The following is a 19301-nucleotide window of genomic DNA, read 5'->3' on the forward strand; positions in this document are numbered from 1 at the left end:
ACGTTGTACAAAATTAACGAAGTATTCGAAACCATCCAAGGTGAGGCAAGCTTTACTGGTTGTCCATCTATTTTTATTCGCTTGCAGGGGTGTCCTGTGGGATGTGCTTGGTGCGATACCAAACAAACATGGCATACGGACGATACTTATTTAGTTGATCTTGCTGATACAGTAGAAAAGAAAGCAGACTCAGACTACTTTGCTAATTGTAATGCTGAGCAAATTCTTGCACTAATTCGTGATAAAAAATACCAAGCCAAGCATATAGTGATTACCGGTGGCGAGCCATGTATGTATGACCTAAACCCGCTTTGCGAGTTGCTGCATGAAAATGGCTTCACAACACAGATTGAAACCAGTGGCACTTTTGAAATCTTAGCGCCAAGTGAAACTTGGGTCACGGTATCACCTAAAATTAATATGCGTGGCGGATATGAGGTATTAAAAAGTGCCATCCATCGCGCAAATGAAATCAAGCATCCAGTAGCAATGATGCGCCATGTGGAAGAGCTAGAAGATTTGTTTGAGGCAGCAGGGCACACACCAGCATTAGTTTACCTGCAGCCAATAAGTCAAAAAGCGAAAGCAACTCGCTTGGCGATTGAAGTATGTAAGGCAAAAAATTGGCGTTTGTCAGTACAAGTACATAAGTATATTGGCATTGCTTAATTAAGTTTACATACGCTAAAAATAAAAAAGGCCACATTAGTGGCCTTTTTTAATTTAATCGACTAAATCTTTAGCCTGTTTTTACATCGACCTTTAATTTAAGTCGTTGACCGGGCTGAATGTACTGATTTTTAGTTAATCCATTCCATTTCATTATGTCCGATACTGATACTTTATAGCGGCCAGCAATGCGCGCTAGAGAATCACCCTTTCGGACTTTGTAGGTGATTGTGCGCTCTGTCACATTACCTGCAATAGTTGAACTTGTACTTTGATAAACAGTTAGTTTTTGCCCAAGACGCAGTGTGGAATTCTTATTTAGTTTATTCCACTTCATTAAGTCTTTAGTTGATACCTTATATTTACGACCGATTTTCCACAAACTATCACCGCTCACGACGGTATGAGTCGTTTTACGGTTTGCTTTATTATTCGCTGCGATGCGCATTGGGCCGCTTAATAAGTTATTATCAATTTCGCCGTTACTGAGTGGAACGAATAACTGTTGGCCAATACGTATGGTGTTGTTCGGCAATTTATTCAGTGTTTTGATGCTGTCGCTGCTGGTATCAAATTGCTTGGCAATTTTTGATAAGCTGTCACCTGATTTGACCGTGTATTGCTGCCAACGGATTCGGTCTTTGGCATCCATTTTGGCGAGTTTAGCTTTAAATTCGTATGCTTTCTCAACTGGTACTAAGAGTTTATGAGGCCCAGTTGGATCGGTCGCCCAGCGATTGAATGCAGGGTTTAACTTATACATATCAGTCACTGGAATATTAGCCATTTCAGCTGCTTTCGCTAAATCAATTTGACCCCCTGTATTGACTAGCTCAACAGCTGGCTTGTTGGCAATTTTATTCCAAGTGATTTTGAACTCGTCAGAGCGAGCGAGTAAATCGGAAAGCGCTAACAGTTTTGGTACGTACTGTGTCGTTTCACGCGGTAAATCCAGTGACCAAAAATCGGTTGGTAACTGCTTTTTGCGGTTCTTCTTAATTGCACGCAGAACACGTCCTTCACCAGAGTTATATGCAGCGATTGCATTTAACCAATCACCATCGAGGGTTTTGTGAAGGTAAGTTAAATATTCTAGCGCAGCACGTGTGGATTCTGTGATGTCGCGACGACCGTCATACCACCAGTTTTGTTTTAAGCCAAAACGTTCGCCCGTTGCAGGCATAAATTGCCAAATACCAGACGCACTGCGATGTGAATAGCCAAATGGGTCGAATGCACTTTCTACAATAGGCAATAATGCAATTTCAATTGGGATCTGGCGCTTTTCAACTTCCTCAACAATGTAGTAAAGGTAAGGCTCACCACGTTTGGCAATACGATCAATGTACTTTTGGTGTTTTGCGTAATAATTTCGTTCAGCCACAACTGCACGATTTTGTGGTACCGGGATCGAGAGTTGGTAACGAATACGCTCCCAAACATCATCAAATTCAGGGATTTGCTCAATGACTTCTTGCTCTTCTTCAGCAAGGGCGAGAACGGTTAATGCATCATATACATCTTGAGAGCTTGCCACTTTGTAGTTTGGCTCTACTTCAGTTGGAGATTGTTTTGTCGTTTGACAACCCACTAGCCACACGCTGGCACTAAGGGCAATTAATTGCTTATAAGTCATTAATACAAAATACCGAGTTAAAACGGAACGCAGAATAATACCGATCTTGGCTAAAAAATGCCAATTTCATTTATTTTTATCATTAATCGATAAGTAGATTTAATAATTGTCCTTTAGTTCCCTTAACGCTGCAAAAACACTGACTTCATTTACATCATTGAATGCTTTTTTCGCAATGATTTCGGCTTTGACCTCAGCTATATGAGTGCGTAAAAACGGATTTATCGCTTTTTGTTCGCCGATAGTTGTTGGTAAAGAAATTTTGTCATGCTTTGCGAGTTCATCACGGTATGAGGTTAATGCTTGATTATGTGGCTCTATATAGGCTGCAAAATCAAGATTAGCGCGGGTGTATTCATGGGTGCAATACACGTGTGTGGTGTCAGCAAGTGCGGCAATCCGGCTAAGTGAATTTAACATTTGTGCCGGTGTGCCCTCAAATAAACGACCACAACCAGCGTTAAATAAGGTGTCACCACAAAATAGCATTTCATCATTATAATACGCAATATGATCAAGGGTGTGGCCTGGCACAGTCATCACATTTAATGATAAACCCAGAGGATCTATTTCTATGCTTCTGTGATCGTCGAGTTTGTGGGTAATACCTTTAAATGGGCTATTACTCGGGCCATAAACGGGGAGTTCTGTATATTCAGATACCAGTTGTTCAACACCATTGGTGTGGTCCCAGTGGTGATGGGTGATTAAAATGCCTTGCAAAGATAAGTCGTGTTGATGACAAAAATCTAAAACAGCTTTTGCATCGCCAGGATCCACAACATAAACACTCTTGTTACTTTTATTTATTAAGGCCCAGATATAATTATCAGTAAATGCAGGGATGGGAATTACTTGTACCATATTAACTTGCTCTGTTATGTTTACCTTGTACGCTTTATTTCATTATAACGAGGCAACTTTTTGAAACCAGCGCTAAGTTTACAAAATCCGATTCAGCCACACTCATGGTATGACTTTCCCCATGGAGAGTATTTGAAAGAAGAAATTGAGCATATCTTCACGCCATGGCTAAATCGTATTTTTGGCTACCATTTACTGAAAATTGGTGAGTTAAGTGCTGAGTTAGATACCTCGGCGTGTGTCATAAAACACCAAGTGAATGTCGCTGATTCAAGTAAAGCAGGAGTGAGAGCCCATATTGATGAGCTGCCGTTTTCCGAACAATCAATAGATGGTTGTATATTAAGTCATGGTCTTGAATACCTCACAGATCCACATCACTGTTTGCGAGAAGTTCACCGAGTGCTCATGCCTGGTGGTTATCTTGTGCTGAGTGGTTTTAATCCCTTGAGTTTTTGCGGCCTCGCACGGCTGTTGCCTTTTGCTAAACAAAAACTGCCTTGGAGTGGTCGTTTTTTTACGCCAGCGCGTGTAAAAGATTGGTTACATCTATTGGGCTTTGAAGTGGTATTTGAAGAGCGGGCAATTTATGCGTCACTTGCTCGAGGTTCTCGTTTATCTCGCTTTAAAGCATGGCAGTCATTTTGTCAGCATTATTTAAAGCCGATTGGTAGTGTGTATGTCATTGTTGCACGAAAACGTGTTGCACCACTAACACCAATAAAACCTAAATGGCATGCTCGTCCCCAATTTAACCCTGCGGTGAGGGGCGTAGGGTTAAGAAGTACCCCACGCAGTACACCAATTGGTTCCAAAAGAGAATCTAGTTAAAAGACAGCGGTATTTTTAGGTAACTGATACCGTTGCTTTCTTGGTTGGGCAAGTGACCCGCATTAATGTTTACTTGAATTGATGGATGAATCAATTTTGGTACGGCGAGTCCTGCGTCACGTTCGGTTCGCAGTGCAACATAGTCATGTTGGCTTACCCCATTTTTTAAATGCACATTATACTGTTTTTGCGCTTCCACACTGGTGACGACGCTTAATTCACGACCATTTGGTTGATAGTCGTGACACATATATAGGTGGGTATCGTTGCCGAGTTCAAAAATACGTTGGATGGAATGGTAAAGCTGACTTGCATCACCGCCAGGGAAATCACAACGTGCCGTTCCGCTGTCAGGCATAAAGAGGGTATCGCCAACAAAGGCATTGTTATCAACAATGTAGGTCACGCTATCAGGAGTATGACCAGGTGTAAACATAACGGTGACAACTTCATCACCTAAGTAAAAAACTTCGCCATCCTCAAATAAATGACAAAACTGGCTACCATCGGTTGGCAGCGTTAGGTTAAAAACGCCAGTAAAATGCTGTTGAACTTGCGTAATATACTTTCCTGTTGCGACTTTAGCACCGAGCTTTTGTTTTAAATATTGTGCGGCAGAAAGGTGATCAGCGTGGGCATGGGTTTCCAAGATCCAATCTACGTCTAAATGATGACTGTCGATATAGTGCACTAGTGAGTCAGCAAATTGGTAGCCGACTTCACCGGATGTTATGTCAAAATCTAATGCGGCATCGATAACCATGGCTTTTAAGCTGCGATTATCAAACACCACATAGCAGATAGTTGAAGATTGTTTGTGAAAGAAACTTTCGATTGTTACGTTCATACTTGGCGATAACTTGATATGTCATTTTGGGTATAAGATATATCATAGAGTAATAAAGAGATCTAGTTTTGTCCCTCAAAACCATTATCGTCAAGCAAATTGCTGCTTTCTGCAGCTTCACGGGCTAAATCGTCAACACGCTCGTTTTCGGCGTGGCCAGCGTGGCCTTTTACCCAACGCCATTCAACCTGGTGTTTAGCATTGGCAGCATCGAGTCGTTGCCACAAATCTTTGTTTTTAACAGCTTGTTTGCTCGCAGTTTTCCAGCCGCGTTTTTTCCAGTTCGCAAGCCATGATTCAATGCCTTGTTTCACGTATTGGCTATCTGTTGTCAGAATGACATGACAGGGCTCTTTCAGTGATTCCAAACCAATTATTGCGGCAAGTAGTTCCATTCGGTTGTTAGTAGTGAGCTTATACCCTTGGCTGAGTTCTTTTTCATGCCCTTTGTAACGCAATAGCGTGCCATAACCACCAGGACCTGGGTTACCAAGACACGAACCATCAGTAAAAATCTCTACGTTTTTTTGCACAGTTTGCCTTTAAATTATGTAGAATGAAGCTATTAACATAACAAAATTTATGATTTGACGATATGGCTCACAGGCAAATAGTACTGGATACAGAAACCACAGGTATCGATCCAAAACAAGGACACCGGATTATTGAAATCGGTTGCGTTGAATTAGTAAACCGTAGACTGACTGGTAACAATTTTCATGTATATATTGATCCGGAGCGTGGCATTGAAGATGAAGCAATCTTTGTTCACGGTATTACCTCTGATTTCTTAGCGGGAAAACCAAAATTTCGAGATGTGGCAGCGGAATTTTTGGATTACATTAAAGGTGCCGAATTGGTTATTCATAATGCGGCGTTCGACGTCGGCTTTATGGATCATGAATTTGCTTTATTAAGACAAAGTTATCCAAAAACACACGATGTGTGCGAAGTACTTGATACGCTAGCGATGGCGCGTGATTTGCACCCGGGACAAAAAAATAACTTAGATGCACTTTGCCGTCGATACGATATTGATAATTCGAAACGTACCCTTCACGGCGCATTGCTCGATTCCGAGATCCTTGCAGATGTTTATTTAGGCATGACCGGTGGTCAAGTTAGTTTAAACTTGGCCAACCAAGAAGGACAAAGTGGAGAAAATAGTAAAGGGATCAGACGACTTTCATCAGATAGACCTCGATTAAATGTCATATTTGCCGATAACGATGAACAGAGTGCGCATATCGAGCGTTTAAATTTAGTCAACGAAAAAGGCGGTCAGTGCCTTTGGCTTACTGAGGAAGCATAATGAATAAGTGGTTGTTGGTTGTTTTAAATTTATTTGTGATCGCGAACTGCTTTGCAGCACAAAACGAATTAGAGGTAATTCAACGTAACAGCGACCAAAATGAGCTCAAAATCTTCGACAATCGTTTTCGTATTGACTATCAAGTTGACGAAATAACGCTTCTTTTTTTCCGCGAAAAAGGCACTCCCGCGGTCATTCTCGTCAGACCCGATGGCAGTAAAATTTACGCGACTACTTCATTGGGTGATATGAACATTGAGTGGTTTGACGATGAAACATATGACATTGTCAAAATCAAAAACCCAATGCCGGGACCATGGCAAGCGATTGGTAAAATTCTGCCCGAAAGTAAACTAATGATATTAAGTGAGATTGAGTTACATGTTGATCCACTTCCGCCACTGCTATTTAAAGGTGAAACAATTAAAGTAACAGGGCGTTTAACGAATGGCGGTCAACCAATTGAAGAAGGCTTATTTCGTGACTTAGTAACACTGAATGTGGACTTTGTTAGTACTAATAACAAAGAGTATTTGAATTTTGGCGCAAAGCCTGTACCAATTGCAGAGCTGCTGGATGATGGTAAAGGTTATGATGAGAGGCCGGGCGATGGCGTGTTTACAGGGGAATTTGCACTTAATTTTGCTTCTGGCGAGTGGCAACCTGAATATGAAGTACGTACCCCTATATTAAGTCGCAGCCTAGTGAAAGAGCCGATCATCATTGAGCAAGTTCCCATTAGCTTTGAATTTACTGAAGCCTCTGAAGGTGAAGAGCACCATCATTTAGCGATCAATGTTAATACTGAAAAAGTAGCGCCAGACTCACTCATTTTTCAAGGTACTATTTTTTATCCTAACGGTGAAACACAAGCATTTAATCTAGAAGCACAAGATAAAGCGGTGCGCGAACTCAAATTGGTTAATTATGATTGGGGTGTTTACGAAGTCGAGTTGACATTATTTGGCAGTAATATTAATGGCCGTGAGTTTGTTATTAATGTAGGCAAACAAGAATTTGAAATTGATAAGCCAATTGAGAAAGTACCAGAGCAGGAAGCGCCATTAGTACCTGATGTGGAACTCGAACCTGAATTACCACCAGAACCTGAGCTTGATGTTGGGCAAATTATCACCTGGGCTGTGGTGGGTAATGTGCTAATTATTTTAATTGGCTTTATTGTGATCCGTGTCTTTATTCAGAAAAAACCGCTTTTAGGTGGTCTAATGAATAAATTGAAGAAAAACAAAAAAGAGCAAGAAGAACAAAAAGTAGCGGGTTCTGAGCAGAAATCAGACAGTTCAGATGAAATTTTGAACCTTTCGTTGCCAGATGAGTAAAAAAGCGAGAAAAAAGCAAAAAAACTATTGACTCTTAAAGGGGTGATTCGTATTATTCACGCCGCTGTCAAGGAGCACTGAGAGTCAAATCAAAAGTGAATCATGACAGGTTTGAAATGATGCGGAGTGGTAGTTCAGTTGGTTAGAATACCGGCCTGTCACGCCGGGGGTCGCGGGTTCGAGTCCCGTCCACTCCGCCAATTATTTCAAATGTTACTCTTTAGGAGTGGTAGTTCAGTTGGTTAGAATACCGGCCTGTCACGCCGGGGGTCGCGGGTTCGAGTCCCGTCCACTCCGCCATTAATTTAAAGAGTAACCAGTATTCCTTCGCGGAGTGGTAGTTCAGTTGGTTAGAATACCGGCCTGTCACGCCGGGGGTCGCGGGTTCGAGTCCCGTCCACTCCGCCATTAGGAATAACACAATTTAAAATGATATACGCTGCGGAGTGGTAGTTCAGTTGGTTAGAATACCGGCCTGTCACGCCGGGGGTCGCGGGTTCGAGTCCCGTCCACTCCGCCATCTTATGTCATTTAAAAATTTGCTCAGCGGAGTGGTAGTTCAGTTGGTTAGAATACCGGCCTGTCACGCCGGGGGTCGCGGGTTCGAGTCCCGTCCACTCCGCCATTAGCAAATTTATCCCCGATGCGGAGTGGTAGTTCAGTTGGTTAGAATACCGGCCTGTCACGCCGGGGGTCGCGGGTTCGAGTCCCGTCCACTCCGCCATTTATATTCCCAAATAAATTTTCACTATTAGCTTTACGCTTTAATTATCATTTTTCTAACTTAAAAATCTATTTCACTATTAATACTCTTAGTAATTTCACTCTGCTAGTTCCATTTTTTCAATTATCACTTTTACTTCTTAACCTTATTATCAACACGCCCTAACGCTTAGCACACTATTTTTTGTGATTAATTAATCCGATATTCAGTTTTCTGGGTTTAGGCTATGACAAATTTTTTTGGGAAATAAATTAATGAAAAAAGTTGTGATATCAGGAGCAATAGTTGTCGGGTTGATGGCTGCTATGTGGCCTGCAGGGTTCGCTGTCGGTTATCAAGTTAAAGAACGTGAGTTATGCCAGAAGGTAAAAGGTAATGAAGTGCTCTTTAAATTTTCCGCTGGTGGTATTATGCGTGGCGAGAATGCTGAGGGTACATTAAGAAGCAGTATTTATGTCGATGGTTTGAAAAAAGGTATGTTGTTTAGCTTGAAGCAGTGTTTCGACAACCCGAAAAACTAATTTTCTTACTGTAAGCCAACAATTTGTTGGCTTATTAACACCCTGTAGTGACAACCCCCGTGTTTGGTGTTGTGCCATCTTCTTGGTTGTAATAAAAAGCATAGCATTCGTCACTAAGACGTAACCCTTCTGGCCAAATTAAAATTAGCCCTGCAGAACCATTTGTTGTTAATGGGAAACCGGGAGCTGTACGTTGCCTACCAACACCACATAGATCATTTAAACTGCATACAGCACTGGCCGATGTAAATGGGATCTCTTTGCCAATGTTCAATATATAACGCCATGCCCCGTTCCAGTAGCCTTCAACATAGCCATTATAAACTTGTACGTTAATACCGAGATCATCAAGTGCCACGCTTCCATCTTTAACATTCTGAACTAATGCTTTGGCTTTTATTTGTTCTGCGGTTGTTTTCATTGCTGCAGCTGTAGCCTCTAGAACACTAATGCGCGATGCTTGCTGTAGATTAAGGAAGCGGGGAGCTGCAACCACTGCGAGTAATCCTAAGATCACAATTACAATGATCAATTCTATCAATGTAAACCCTGTTTTCTTCATCAAATTTACTCCGCGAATAAGGCCTTATAGTTACAGCATAGCCTTATGATAAGCCTTTGACTATAGGCCAATAAAAACGCAAAATGACCCATTACATTAATTTAATGTTAGGGGTTATTTTGTTTCAAGTAAATGGTGTTACCAAGCTCTATTTCGATAAAGTTGTTTTCTCTAACTACACAGCGCAATTTGATGCAGAACGATTGCTTATTACAGGCCCAAATGGTCTTGGCAAATCCACTCTGTTTTCACTGTTAGCGGGGCTTGAACCATTTCAAAGTGGCGAAATAATGCTTGCGGGAAAGATGTTGCCGACCTCTGAATTACAGCGTAAGGTGGCACTTTCGAGTGATAAAATCGTTTTTCCGGCATTTTTAACAGCTAAACAAGTTCTTGCGTTAACCGCTCAATATCAACAATGTAGCGATGTAGCTCCTTTGATTGAAAAATTTGGCTTTAGCAATTTTGTTGAAACAAAGGTCGTTAATTTATCAAGTGGTAATTTGAAGAAATTGCAGCTCATTAATGCACTAATGCGCAAAGTTGATGTGCTATTACTTGATGAACCAACAGCTGCTCTTGAGCATAAAAGCCATCCGATTTTGATGGAATTTATTAAACAGTTCACAGGTCAAGTGATTGTGACTAGTCATGAACCCGAACCTTTTATCAATGCAAATTTTACCTTGCAGGCATTAGTTAATGACTAACTTGGCATTTTTTGATTATCGCGTTAACGCCTTTAAGTGCTATGTATCAGAGCAGCTAAGTCAAGTAAAACAACTTGGCACAATTTTAGTGCTATTTATGTATACCGCGGTACCAGGGCTTATACTGCTAATTTTTCTAGCCTTTGGCAAAATCCTAGTTGAAGACCCACTCGCTGAGTTGTTGGCAATAGCGCTTATCATCGCGCAAAGTGAGCTCAGCGCGGCATTAAGCCAAGGTGCGAGAGATATTAAACATCGCCATTTTCAACGAACATTAGTAAGTAGCACAATACGTAAACTTGCTGATTGTAGTATGGCTTTAATGGGTAATCTTTTATTTTTATTAAGCTTGCCTTTGTTGTTATCGATAGAGTTAGCACAATGGCAGCACGCGTTACACTTTATATTATTTTGCTTATGTTTGTTGTCCGCAGGGTTATTAGCAACAGCGAAGCCTGACAGGATTAAAGTATATATTATCGCTGTACTGCTGCTGTCATTTCTCTTTGACTGGACCTTGTTAACGCTTTTTAGTGTAAATTTAGTATGTCTTTTTGTGCTTTTCTTTTGCCCGATTCAAGGCTTATTTAACCTAAGCCCCAAGCTTACATTAGGCTTTTGGTTTAATTACCATTGGCATCATCTTGCTGAGGTTTGGTGGCGTCTACTTTTATTATTTGGCCTTCTGGCAAGTGCAGGTGTGGTATATAGTGAAAGGCCAGACTTAAGCTTTTTTATCCATTGTTTTATTTCCCCTTTTGTTGTCTATATCGCGTCTAGCCAACAACTTAATCAAAACGAATGTGTTACACAGCATGTGCATTATATTAACAGCATGGGGGCACCGAAAAGGTTACTAATCGGGCAATTTCTCGCACCTAGTAGTTTGCTTTTAATTGGGCTTTTGCCTTTACAGAGCATAACGCTGGAACTGCCAAGCTTGCTAATTTTCACTGTGTCTGGAATCTTGGCAATTCTATTTGCAAAACGAAAGCCCACACATTATGCACTAGTGTGGTTTGTGATAAGCGGTATAACGATTACGCTTAGCTATTGGTTACACTAAAACCCCGACTAAATCACCAATTAACTGCACAAGGATCAAAACCGTCAAGGCTCGAAAGCGTCTTAGCTTGATTGATAAGAAAGCTGCTTGCTGCAACTTCGTTACTGCTTTTTAAGTGTTCATAATAAGCAAGGGCATGCTCTTTATTACGCATCACAATCTGCGCAGCCTTTGCACTTTCTATCATTTTTAGGTTAAAGGCGTTAGAGCTTTTATCTAAGAAACTAAGCGCATTTTCATCACCTAATTTTTCAAATGCTTGCCTTTGCAAAGCAACTCCAATTGCGGTTGAGATGAGTGTACTTTGGCTTAGTTCTAGCTGTTTTCCCAAGTTAATACATGCATCGAGTAATCTAATGTCGTTAGGATCTGCGTTCTGACAAATATCACTGATAACCCTAAACCCGGGTAGTGGGAATGCGGCTGAAATAGGTTGAGAGATTATTGGTGAGTATTCAGTATTAACCCCAAGCTGATTAAGGGTTTCCTCAACTAAATTAAATCGTTCTGACCAATACTCAGTATAAACAGGCGCATTGGCAGCATTTATAAGAGCACTGCTGGTATTTTCGAAAATTTCTTCACTGTGGATTAAGTTAGCATAAGCAAGCCAGCTAGCTCCATTATTTCTGTCGGTGTTTAAAGCATTAGAAATAAGTGTTTTGTCACATTTTTGAGTTTTGCATGCGATTAATACGTGATGCGCAATGAGTTTATTGTTTTGATTCTCTTGATAGAGTTCTAACAAAGAAGAGATGTCGTCAGAATTCTTCGCAAGTGATAAGAGAGCTTGCGTTGTTTGACTCTCTAAAGACACGGCATCTTGGTCAAGTAAATTACTTAGGTAGGTGTCATCAAAAATATTATTCTCTAGAGTTTCCTGAGATGCAAAGTACTGGTAGATATCGAAGTTAGGTTCTTTGTCACATGTAGCGATTTTTGAGTTGCTATGTTCTGTGCTTTTGTTTATATCAGAAGGTGATGTGTTTGATTTCTCTTCAGCATGGTTTAAATTAACTGTGTCATTATGATGTAATACTTGATGTTCAATAACCCCATCATTTTTATTTTCTAATGATTTTATTTTTAATGGTTGATGAAAAAGTGTGTCAGAGAACACATAAGCTATTAATAAAGCTATCACCGAAACTGATATAAAAATACTTTTCTTCACATTGATTCCATTCGTTATTATTATTTTGTAACCGGCATAAAAAAGCCAGCAAATGCTGGCTTAGTTTATAACAGAATCAATTAGTTAAGAAGTCGCTTATGCAGCTTTTACCTTTTTAACTGAGTGGGCTGCTTTACCTGCCAGTAAGTCAGCAGGGTCAAAGTCATCCACATTGATTACTTGTAAGCGGCCAACCTCAGCAGCTTTTAATTGCTCGGCTTCTTCAGAAGTAATGGCACCTAGTTCCAGTCCCATATCCGCAACTTTATCAAGTGCAAAGAATGGTAATTTATCACCTTTAGCACGACATACTTTATCGAAGATAGGCTCTACAGCCAGAATGTCTTTAAGCGTTTGTTCTTGGCGACCAATTAAGTTTAGAGGCTCGTCAGTTACATAGATATTATGTGCTAAACGATCACGCGTTTCGCTTGGTGTTTGTAGTAAACGTGCAACTTTTTGCTCTAATTCGTCTGTTGGTTTACGAATTGGGCGACCCCATGGGAATAGCACGAGTTTCAAGAAACCACGTAGCGGTGCAAACGGCATGTTGTTGATAAGATCAGCAAGTGCACGTTGGCAAAGGTATAAGTGATCCTGACAGCTCCACTGAACAAGGGCGAAGTCTTCTTTACGACGACCTTCATCGTTGTAACGCTTAAGCGTTGCAGATACTAAGTATAGGTAGCTTAGTAAGTCGCCTAAACGTGCTGAGATACGCTCTTTACGTTTCAGTGAACCGCCGAATACTGCCATACAGATATCTGACATGAGTGCAAGCGATGCACTGTAACGTGTTGCTGTACGATAGAACAATGCTGTTTCATCGTCGTACGGGGTTTTAGTAAAGCGAGCGCCGGTTAGGGCAAGCCAAAGGGTTCTAGCAAAGTTAGAAATGGTAAAACCAATGTGGCCCATTAAAGATTTATCAAATTGTGCAAGTGCTGCTTCTTTGTCTTCAATGTTACATGCTTCAAGCTCAGATAACACAAACGGGTGACAGCGAATCGCGCCTTGTCCATAAATAATCATATTACGCGTAAGAATGTTGGCACCTTCTACTGTAATAGCAATTGGCGCACCTTGATAACCACGGCCTAGGTAGTTATTTGGGCCTAAACAAATGCCCTTACCACCATGAATATCCATAGCGTGTTTAGTTGAATCACGCATTTGCTCTGTTAGGTGATATTTTAAAATAGCTGAAATTACCGATGGTTTTTCACCAAGGTCAACAGCACCTGTTGACATCGAAACCGCAGCATCTGAGCTGTAAGCATAACCACCAAGTTTCGCTAGTGGCTCTTCAATACCTTCCATTTTACCGATTGGTAAGCGGAACTGGCGACGAATTCGGCTGTAAGCGCCACTTGCAATTGCCAGTGCCTTAATACCACCTGCCGAGTTTGAAGGCAGTGTAATAGCACGACCAACTGATAAACATTCAACCAGCATACGCCAGCCTTGACCGGCCATTTTCGCACCACCAATGATGTAATCGATTGGTACAAACACTTCTTCACCCTGCGTAGGACCATTTTGGAACGGCACGTTTAGTGGGAAATGACGGCGACCAATTTTAACACCTGGTGTGTTTGTTGGAATAAGTGCACAGGTAATACCTAAATCTTCTTTATCACCCAGTAAGCCATCTGGATCACGGAGTTTAAATGCAAGGCCAAGCACGGTTGCAACAGGTGCGAGCGTTATATAGCGCTTGTTCCATGTTAGGCGCATACCTAACACTTCTTCACCGTTCCATTCACCTTTACAAACAATACCAAAATCAGGGATTGAGCTCGCGTCAGAGCCTGCTTCAGGCGATGTTAATGCGAAACATGGAATTTCATCACCTTTTGCAAGACCAGGTAAGTAATGATCTTTTTGTTCTTTTGTACCATAGTGTTGTAGCAATTCGCCTGGACCTAATGAGTTCGGTACACCGACAATAGAAGACAATAATGTTGATTTTGATGTGAGTTTTTGCAGTACACATGATTGTGCGTATGCTGAGAATTCAAGACCACCGTATTGTTTCTTGATGATCATGGCAAAGAATTTATTATCTTTGAGGTATTGCCATACATCTTGCGGTAAGTCTGTTAATTCATGAGTGGCTTCCCAATCATCTAACATTGCACACACTTCTTCTACTGGACCATCAAGAAATGCTTGTTCTTCAGCTGTTAAACGTGGCACAGGATACTGGTGCATCTTTTTCCAGTTAGGGTTACCACAGAAAAGATCTGCTTCCCACCAAGTTGTACCTGCATCAATCGCTGATTTCTCAGTGTCGCTCATGCTTGGCGTCACTTTCTTAAATGCTTTAAAAATTGGTTCAACAATGTATTGGCGACGGATGCTTGTCACCGATAATGGAATAGCAATTGCTAAGAAAATTAACCAGCTGATCATTGAGAAAGCGCCCATAAATGAGCCAATTACCAATACCGCAGCTGCTACGGTTAAATGAGTGTGCCAGTTTGCTCTGTGGTAGCTAGCAACAGCTAAGCAACCAAGCAAACCGAGTACAAATAAAGCAGTCATAATTGTTATCCTTGTAAGAGGTCTGACCAGATTCTCTTTAAGATTAGCTTTTCAGTACCAGAGATTCAAGACAAATTATTGGTTTTTTGAGCGTACAAATGTGCACTCAAGTGTCCATTTAATTATAGCTAACCACATGAAATAGCTATGTCTTTCTAAAAATAATTGTTAGTATTTTGACTTTGAGCTTATCTATTTGTGTTTAAAAGGAATTAACATGAAATCCGCCTTTCATGCCAAAATTAACTCATGCGCGTTTATTTCGATCAAACACGTAATTGCTTTATTTGTTGGTATTTCAAGTAGCCTATTACTCGTTGCAATTGCTTTAAATGTCGTGGATTTACCTTTAGGAAACTATCTTCATGTGAATGGGTTAGTATCCTTTTCAGTAACCATGTTAGTGGGAGCTATAATGTTAGGCGCTGCAATTTGGTTTGTATCAAAATTATTTAAAGCGGAACATATTTCTGTATTTTGCTTATTATCAATCCCAACCTATTTTGTTGTGCTATCGTTACCAAGGGAAGCCTCAACACTGTTAATTGCTTTGATCACAGGATTTTTTACATGGGCTGGTTTTTTATTTCTTGATAACAAATCCATGCTTGAATACCGAGATATCGAAGATGAAACGATTTAGTTATTACGCCATTTCAATATTGGTCATTGCTGCGGTTGGCTTGTTTGTAATTAAACAGCCAAATGGAAAATCAGTATTATCTATTAATGATTTAGAGCATGCTATTAGTGACCTTACAACGTTAATGCCTAACGATTTTGACTTGCCAGACATAAACATTAAGAAAGAAGGGCAAGTGAATGTATATATGTGGGTTGATGAGCAAGGTGTTACACATTATTCAGATGTGCCTGTTGAAGGGGCAAAACAAGCTGAGTTAGCTCAAATTACAGTTCTGCCTGCTGAAAAAGTTGAATGGCCAAAGTCACAAATGTCGCAGCATAAAACACTCAAAGATAATGTCACCAAAGAAAGTTATTTCGAACAAATTAACAATGTAAAAGCAGATGCTGAACGCGTTAAGCAACAGCTCGAAGTACGTACGAAAAAGCAACAAGAAGTACTTAATAACCTCTAACAGGTTTGATTTAGCTTACTTTAACTCTGTATAGATTCTGGTTAGAATTAACTAAATTATTTAAGAGGTTGTGCAATGTGCGAATTGCTCGGCATGTCAGCGAATGTGCCAACAGATATTTGTTTTAGTTTTTCTGGGTTATTAGAGCGTGGCGGTAATACGGGACCACATAAAGATGGTTGGGGCATAACTTTCTATGAAGGTAAGGGCTGTCGAACCTTTAAAGACTCAGAACCAAGTTGCACCTCTGAAATTGCAAAACTAGTAAAAGCCTATCCAATCAAAAGCTGTTCTGTAATAAGCCATATTCGACAGGGTAACCGCGGTCGCGTGTGTCTTGAAAATACCCACCCATTTACCCGTGAATTATGGGGCAGGGAAATTACCTATGCACACAACGGCCAGCTTTCTAATTATCAAGATTTAAAACCTGAATTTTATAAGCCTGTTGGTAATACGGATAGTGAACTGGCATTTTGTTGGATTTTGGATGAGATCCGCAAAAAATACCCTAAAAAGCCAAGCGATATGAAACCTGTTTTTCGCTTTGCTGCAAAGCTTGCGAAACAGTTACAAGCAAAAGGTGTATTCAATATGTTGTTAAGTGATGGCATCTATGTACTTGCGGTATGCTCAAACAATTTACATTGGATCACGCGAAAAGCACCTTTTGGTGAGGCAAGACTCATTGATGCGGACTTAATTGTTGATTTTAAGAAAGAAACAACACCAGATGATATTGTTACTGTGATTGCCACTCGTCCGCTTACGGATAATGAGTCATGGCATAAAATGGAAGCAGGTGAGTTTGTTCTTTTTAAGCTGGGTGTGCCAGTTTAAGCGTGTTATCTAACTAAAAAGCAGCGAATCGTCGCTGCTTTTTAGTTTTAAATAGATTCTAAGTTACTTTTTAACTTCGTAACTTCTCAATTGCACGTCAAACTGCTCCACGCCTTTTTCACCCTTCCACATACGAACGAGTAAGTAATCCATGCTTGGGGCAAACCATGCTAATGCTTGTCGTTTATCATTGTTATAAACACGTTTGGCTTTAATTGTTTCAACATTGCCATAGGGCAAGGAAATTGTTTCAGTACCTAAAATCTCAAAGCGATAATGGCGCGCTTTACCTTTTTTATCGACAATTGGGTAATCAAACTCTTTTTTGCCTGCTAACAAATCTAAACGCATTTGTGCTTGATAAGAAATTAAATCTTGTACGCCATTTTCCCAATTGATTTCAAGTGGATACTTAGAGCGATTGGATAAAACCGTTTTGGTTTGGTGGTCAAATTTAAGCGTATATTTACGATCAGGTCCTGTCCCTTTGCGCTCCATAACATACGTTAACGGCTTAATATCACCATTCGCGCAATCAAATGTCGCTTGCTCAGAACGCTTGTCGTTGAAAATCATCCATTTAATATCGCTTTTATAGCTAAGTTCACATTGCTCGTTGGTCACTGACAAACGACGAAATGCGCTGCCATGGCGTTCACCCTGACGTAGAATATCGTATTCAGCTTGATAGGATTGCAGCTTGTTTGTTGAAGCTGAAAGGAGTGGCGAGAATAGGGTGCTAGTTAGAACCGCACCCAAAATAATTTTAGATTGTAGCGCCTTGCTTTGGAAGAACTTGGCCATCAAGAACTGCATTATCTGTTTCCATTGTTAGTCGTTTTTCACAGAACCACTGAACCACCAAAGGATAAATAATATGTTCTTGCTGATGAACACGTTGTGCTAATGTTTGCGCTGTATCGTCTGATTCGATTGTTACTTTGGCCTGCAAAACAACAGGACCGCCGTCTAACTCTTCAGTAACGAAGTGTACGCTAACTCCATGCTCTTTGTCTTTTGCATCCAATGCTCTTTGGTGGGTATTCAGACCCTGATACTTAGGCAATAAAGATGGGTGAATGTTCAACATTCTTCCCAAATAGTTTTGCACTAAGCCAGGAGTTAGAATACGCATAAAACCAGCTAATACAACCAAATCTGGATTAAAAGCGTCAATTTTTTCCATTAACGCTGCATCATAGTCTTCACGGCTATCAAATGCTTTATGGTCAAGCACCAATGTGTCGATGCCGGCATTTTCAGCTCGGGTAAGCCCATAAGCATCTGGGCGGTTAGAAATAACCGCACAGATCTCACCATTAATTTGACCCGCTTTTACCGCATCAATAATGGCTTGAAGGTTAGAGCCGCTACCAGAAATTAAAACGACAATTTTGCTAGTCATTAGATAATTTCTACTTGCTCTTCACCTGCGCTAGCAGCTTGGATTTCACCAATATGCCATGCATCTTCACCTTGTGCTTTTAAGATCTCAAGGCTCTGCTCAAGTTTGTCTGCCGGAACAACTAAAATCATACCAACACCACAGTTAAATGTGCGGTACATTTCATGTGTTTCAATATTACCGTTTTCTTGTAACCAGTTGAAAACTGCAGGCCATTGCCAGCTATCACCTTTAACCACAGCTTTTGCAGACTCAGGTAATACACGCGGAATGTTTTCCCAGAAACCACCACCAGTAATGTGTGATAGCGCATGTACATCAACATCTTTTAGCAGTTCTAAAATTGATTTAACGTAAATGCGAGTAGGTTCCATTAGGTGTTCGCCTAATGTTTTGCCTTCAAATTCAGCATTTGTATCAGCACCAGACACTTCCAGTACTTTACGGATTAATGAATAACCGTTTGAATGAGGACCGCTTGATGCAAGTGCGATTAGTTGGTCGCCTGCAGCTACTTTAGTGCCGTCGATAATTTTTGACTTCTCTACAACACCCGTACAGAAACCAGCCATATCATAGTCGTCACCTTCGTACATGCCAGGCATTTCAGCAGTTTCACCACCGATAAGTGCACAGCCAGAAAGCTCACAACCTTTACCAATGCCGGTTACTACGTCAGCAGCAACATCAACGTCTAGTTTACCAGTTGCGTAGTAATCTAAGAAAAATAGTGGCTCAGCACCTTGAACGATTAAATCGTTCACACACATAGCAACTAGGTCGATACCAACGGTATCGTGCTTTTTAAGGTCAATTGCTAAACGTAATTTAGTACCAACACCGTCGGTACCTGCAACAAGTACAGGTTCTTTGTAGCCTGTTGGTAGTTCACAAAGTGCGCCAAAACCACCAATGCCGCCCATTACTTCTGGACGACGTGTTTTTTTAACTACGCCTTTGATACGTTCAACTAATGCGTTACCAGCGTCGATATCTACGCCTGCATCTTTATAGCTTAAAGATTGTTTCTGTTCGCTCACGGAAATTCCTTAACGGTTGCATGTGGGTTGCATAAAAAATTGCGCGCATTTTACCTGATTTCGAGCCCAGCTACCACATTTATTGCAACCGGATGAGGACATTTGTCCAAGAA

The 19301-nt window shown here is 40.8% G+C and carries 20 protein-coding genes and 6 tRNA genes; 16 read left to right on the top strand and 10 right to left on the bottom strand.

Annotation, left to right across the window (positions count from 1 at the left end; translation table 11 throughout):
* The first annotated feature begins 3 nt into the window (after positions 1-3).
* Positions 4-669, top strand: a complete 666-nt coding sequence (gene queE / locus OM33_RS08705; protein ID WP_038640926.1) for a 7-carboxy-7-deazaguanine synthase QueE — start codon at positions 4-6, stop codon at positions 667-669.
* Positions 670-739: 70 nt separating this feature from the next.
* Here the strand turns inward: queE and OM33_RS08710 are convergent, their stop codons facing one another.
* Positions 740-2305: a lytic transglycosylase gene (locus tag OM33_RS08710; RefSeq protein ID WP_038640928.1), complete on the bottom strand. Its 1566-nt coding sequence runs from the start codon at positions 2303-2305 to the stop codon at positions 740-742.
* 99 nt (positions 2306-2404) lie between these two features.
* Positions 2405-3169 carry a hydroxyacylglutathione hydrolase gene (gene gloB / locus OM33_RS08715; RefSeq protein WP_038640930.1) on the bottom strand — a complete coding sequence of 255 codons (765 nt, stop codon included), beginning with the start codon at positions 3167-3169 and terminating at the stop codon, positions 2405-2407.
* Between the two features lie 60 nt (positions 3170-3229).
* Between gloB and OM33_RS08720 the strand changes: the two genes are divergently transcribed.
* A complete protein-coding gene (locus OM33_RS08720) occupies positions 3230-4000 on the top strand; it encodes a class I SAM-dependent methyltransferase (RefSeq protein WP_038640932.1) in 771 nt (256 codons plus the stop codon).
* On the opposite strand, the gene OM33_RS08725 is transcribed toward OM33_RS08720, so the two are convergent.
* A complete protein-coding gene (locus OM33_RS08725) occupies positions 3993-4847 on the bottom strand; it encodes an MBL fold metallo-hydrolase (RefSeq protein WP_038640934.1) in 855 nt (284 codons plus the stop codon). The two genes, OM33_RS08720 and OM33_RS08725, sit on opposite strands and share 8 nt — an antisense overlap.
* A gap of 62 nt (positions 4848-4909) precedes the next feature.
* Complete coding sequence (rnhA, locus tag OM33_RS08730; RefSeq protein WP_038640935.1) at positions 4910-5380, bottom strand: ribonuclease HI; 471 nt, start codon at positions 5378-5380, stop codon at positions 4910-4912.
* A gap of 62 nt (positions 5381-5442) precedes the next feature.
* Here rnhA and dnaQ point away from each other — a divergent pair, with 62 nt between their 5' ends.
* The 9 genes from dnaQ to OM33_RS08775 all read left to right on the top strand — a co-directional run bounded on the left by dnaQ (position 5443) and on the right by OM33_RS08775 (position 8744).
* Positions 5443-6159: a DNA polymerase III subunit epsilon gene (gene dnaQ, locus OM33_RS08735; protein WP_038640936.1), complete on the top strand. Its 717-nt coding sequence runs from the start codon at positions 5443-5445 to the stop codon at positions 6157-6159.
* Positions 6159-7499, top strand: a complete 1341-nt coding sequence (locus OM33_RS08740; RefSeq protein WP_038640938.1) for a TIGR03503 family protein — start codon at positions 6159-6161, stop codon at positions 7497-7499. Before dnaQ ends, OM33_RS08740 begins: the two co-directional genes overlap by 1 nt.
* A 123-nt stretch (positions 7500-7622) precedes the next feature.
* Positions 7623-7699, top strand: a tRNA-Asp gene (locus tag OM33_RS08745).
* A 23-nt stretch (positions 7700-7722) separates the two neighbouring features.
* A tRNA-Asp gene (locus OM33_RS08750) sits at positions 7723-7799 on the top strand.
* 31 nt (positions 7800-7830) lie between these two features.
* Positions 7831-7907 (top strand) — tRNA-Asp (locus OM33_RS08755).
* A 35-nt stretch (positions 7908-7942) separates the two neighbouring features.
* Positions 7943-8019 (top strand) — tRNA-Asp (locus tag OM33_RS08760).
* Between the two features lie 28 nt (positions 8020-8047).
* Positions 8048-8124: transfer RNA gene (locus tag OM33_RS08765), tRNA-Asp, on the top strand.
* A gap of 22 nt (positions 8125-8146) precedes the next feature.
* Positions 8147-8223: transfer RNA gene (locus OM33_RS08770), tRNA-Asp, on the top strand.
* A 254-nt stretch (positions 8224-8477) separates the two neighbouring features.
* The gene (locus OM33_RS08775) at positions 8478-8744 is read left to right on the top strand and encodes a hypothetical protein (RefSeq protein WP_038640939.1); all 267 of its coding nucleotides are present in this window, start codon (positions 8478-8480) and stop codon (positions 8742-8744) included.
* Between the two features lie 34 nt (positions 8745-8778).
* On the opposite strand, the gene OM33_RS22960 is transcribed toward OM33_RS08775, so the two are convergent.
* Positions 8779-9306, bottom strand: a complete 528-nt coding sequence (locus OM33_RS22960) for a prepilin-type N-terminal cleavage/methylation domain-containing protein (RefSeq protein WP_052140952.1) — start codon at positions 9304-9306, stop codon at positions 8779-8781.
* A gap of 119 nt (positions 9307-9425) precedes the next feature.
* Between OM33_RS22960 and OM33_RS08785 the strand changes: the two genes are divergently transcribed.
* Together OM33_RS08785 and OM33_RS08790 are read left to right on the top strand one after the other, a co-directional pair.
* Entirely contained in the window at positions 9426-10016 is a 591-nt protein-coding gene (locus OM33_RS08785) for an ABC transporter ATP-binding protein (RefSeq protein ID WP_234402689.1), read from the top strand.
* The gene (locus OM33_RS08790; RefSeq protein WP_038640950.1) at positions 10009-11082 is read left to right on the top strand and encodes a DUF6136 family protein; all 1074 of its coding nucleotides are present in this window, start codon (positions 10009-10011) and stop codon (positions 11080-11082) included. The genes OM33_RS08785 and OM33_RS08790 overlap by 8 nt, the downstream gene beginning before the upstream one ends.
* Positions 11083-11095: 13 nt before the next feature.
* Here the strand turns inward: OM33_RS08790 and OM33_RS08795 are convergent, their stop codons facing one another.
* Together OM33_RS08795 and fadE are read right to left on the bottom strand one after the other, a co-directional pair.
* Positions 11096-12256 (bottom strand): hypothetical protein, encoded by a 1161-nt coding sequence (locus OM33_RS08795; protein WP_038640952.1) that lies wholly within the window; start codon positions 12254-12256, stop codon positions 11096-11098.
* 96 nt (positions 12257-12352) lie between these two features.
* Positions 12353-14803: an acyl-CoA dehydrogenase FadE gene (gene fadE / locus OM33_RS08800; RefSeq protein ID WP_038640954.1), complete on the bottom strand. Its 2451-nt coding sequence runs from the start codon at positions 14801-14803 to the stop codon at positions 12353-12355.
* Positions 14804-15020: 217 nt separating this feature from the next.
* On the opposite strand from fadE, the gene OM33_RS08805 reads away from it, so the two are divergent.
* The 3 genes from OM33_RS08805 (at position 15021) to OM33_RS08815 (ending at position 16743) form a co-directional block, all read left to right on the top strand.
* A complete protein-coding gene (locus OM33_RS08805) occupies positions 15021-15446 on the top strand; it encodes a hypothetical protein (protein WP_038640955.1) in 426 nt (141 codons plus the stop codon).
* Complete coding sequence (locus tag OM33_RS22030; RefSeq protein ID WP_052140953.1) at positions 15433-15903, top strand: DUF4124 domain-containing protein; 471 nt, start codon at positions 15433-15435, stop codon at positions 15901-15903. The genes OM33_RS08805 and OM33_RS22030 overlap by 14 nt, the downstream gene beginning before the upstream one ends.
* 75 nt (positions 15904-15978) lie before the next feature.
* The gene (locus OM33_RS08815) at positions 15979-16743 is read left to right on the top strand and encodes a class II glutamine amidotransferase (protein ID WP_038640957.1); all 765 of its coding nucleotides are present in this window, start codon (positions 15979-15981) and stop codon (positions 16741-16743) included.
* 63 nt (positions 16744-16806) lie between these two features.
* On the opposite strand, the gene OM33_RS08820 is transcribed toward OM33_RS08815, so the two are convergent.
* Genes OM33_RS08820 through purM form a run of 3 tightly spaced genes read right to left on the bottom strand, consistent with a single transcriptional unit; the run spans position 16807 to position 19188 of the window.
* Positions 16807-17559, bottom strand: a complete 753-nt coding sequence (locus OM33_RS08820; protein ID WP_199922434.1) for a DUF3108 domain-containing protein — start codon at positions 17557-17559, stop codon at positions 16807-16809.
* Positions 17510-18148, bottom strand: coding sequence for a phosphoribosylglycinamide formyltransferase (gene purN / locus OM33_RS08825; protein WP_038640959.1), 639 nt, complete (start codon positions 18146-18148; stop codon positions 17510-17512). Before purN ends, OM33_RS08820 begins: the two co-directional genes overlap by 50 nt.
* Entirely contained in the window at positions 18148-19188 is a 1041-nt protein-coding gene (purM, locus tag OM33_RS08830; RefSeq protein WP_038640961.1) for a phosphoribosylformylglycinamidine cyclo-ligase, read from the bottom strand. Before purM ends, purN begins: the two co-directional genes overlap by 1 nt.
* Positions 19189-19301 lie beyond the last annotated feature (113 nt).

This window comes from Pseudoalteromonas piratica (assembly GCF_000788395.1).
Classification (GTDB): Bacteria; Pseudomonadota; Gammaproteobacteria; order Enterobacterales; family Alteromonadaceae; genus Pseudoalteromonas; species Pseudoalteromonas piratica.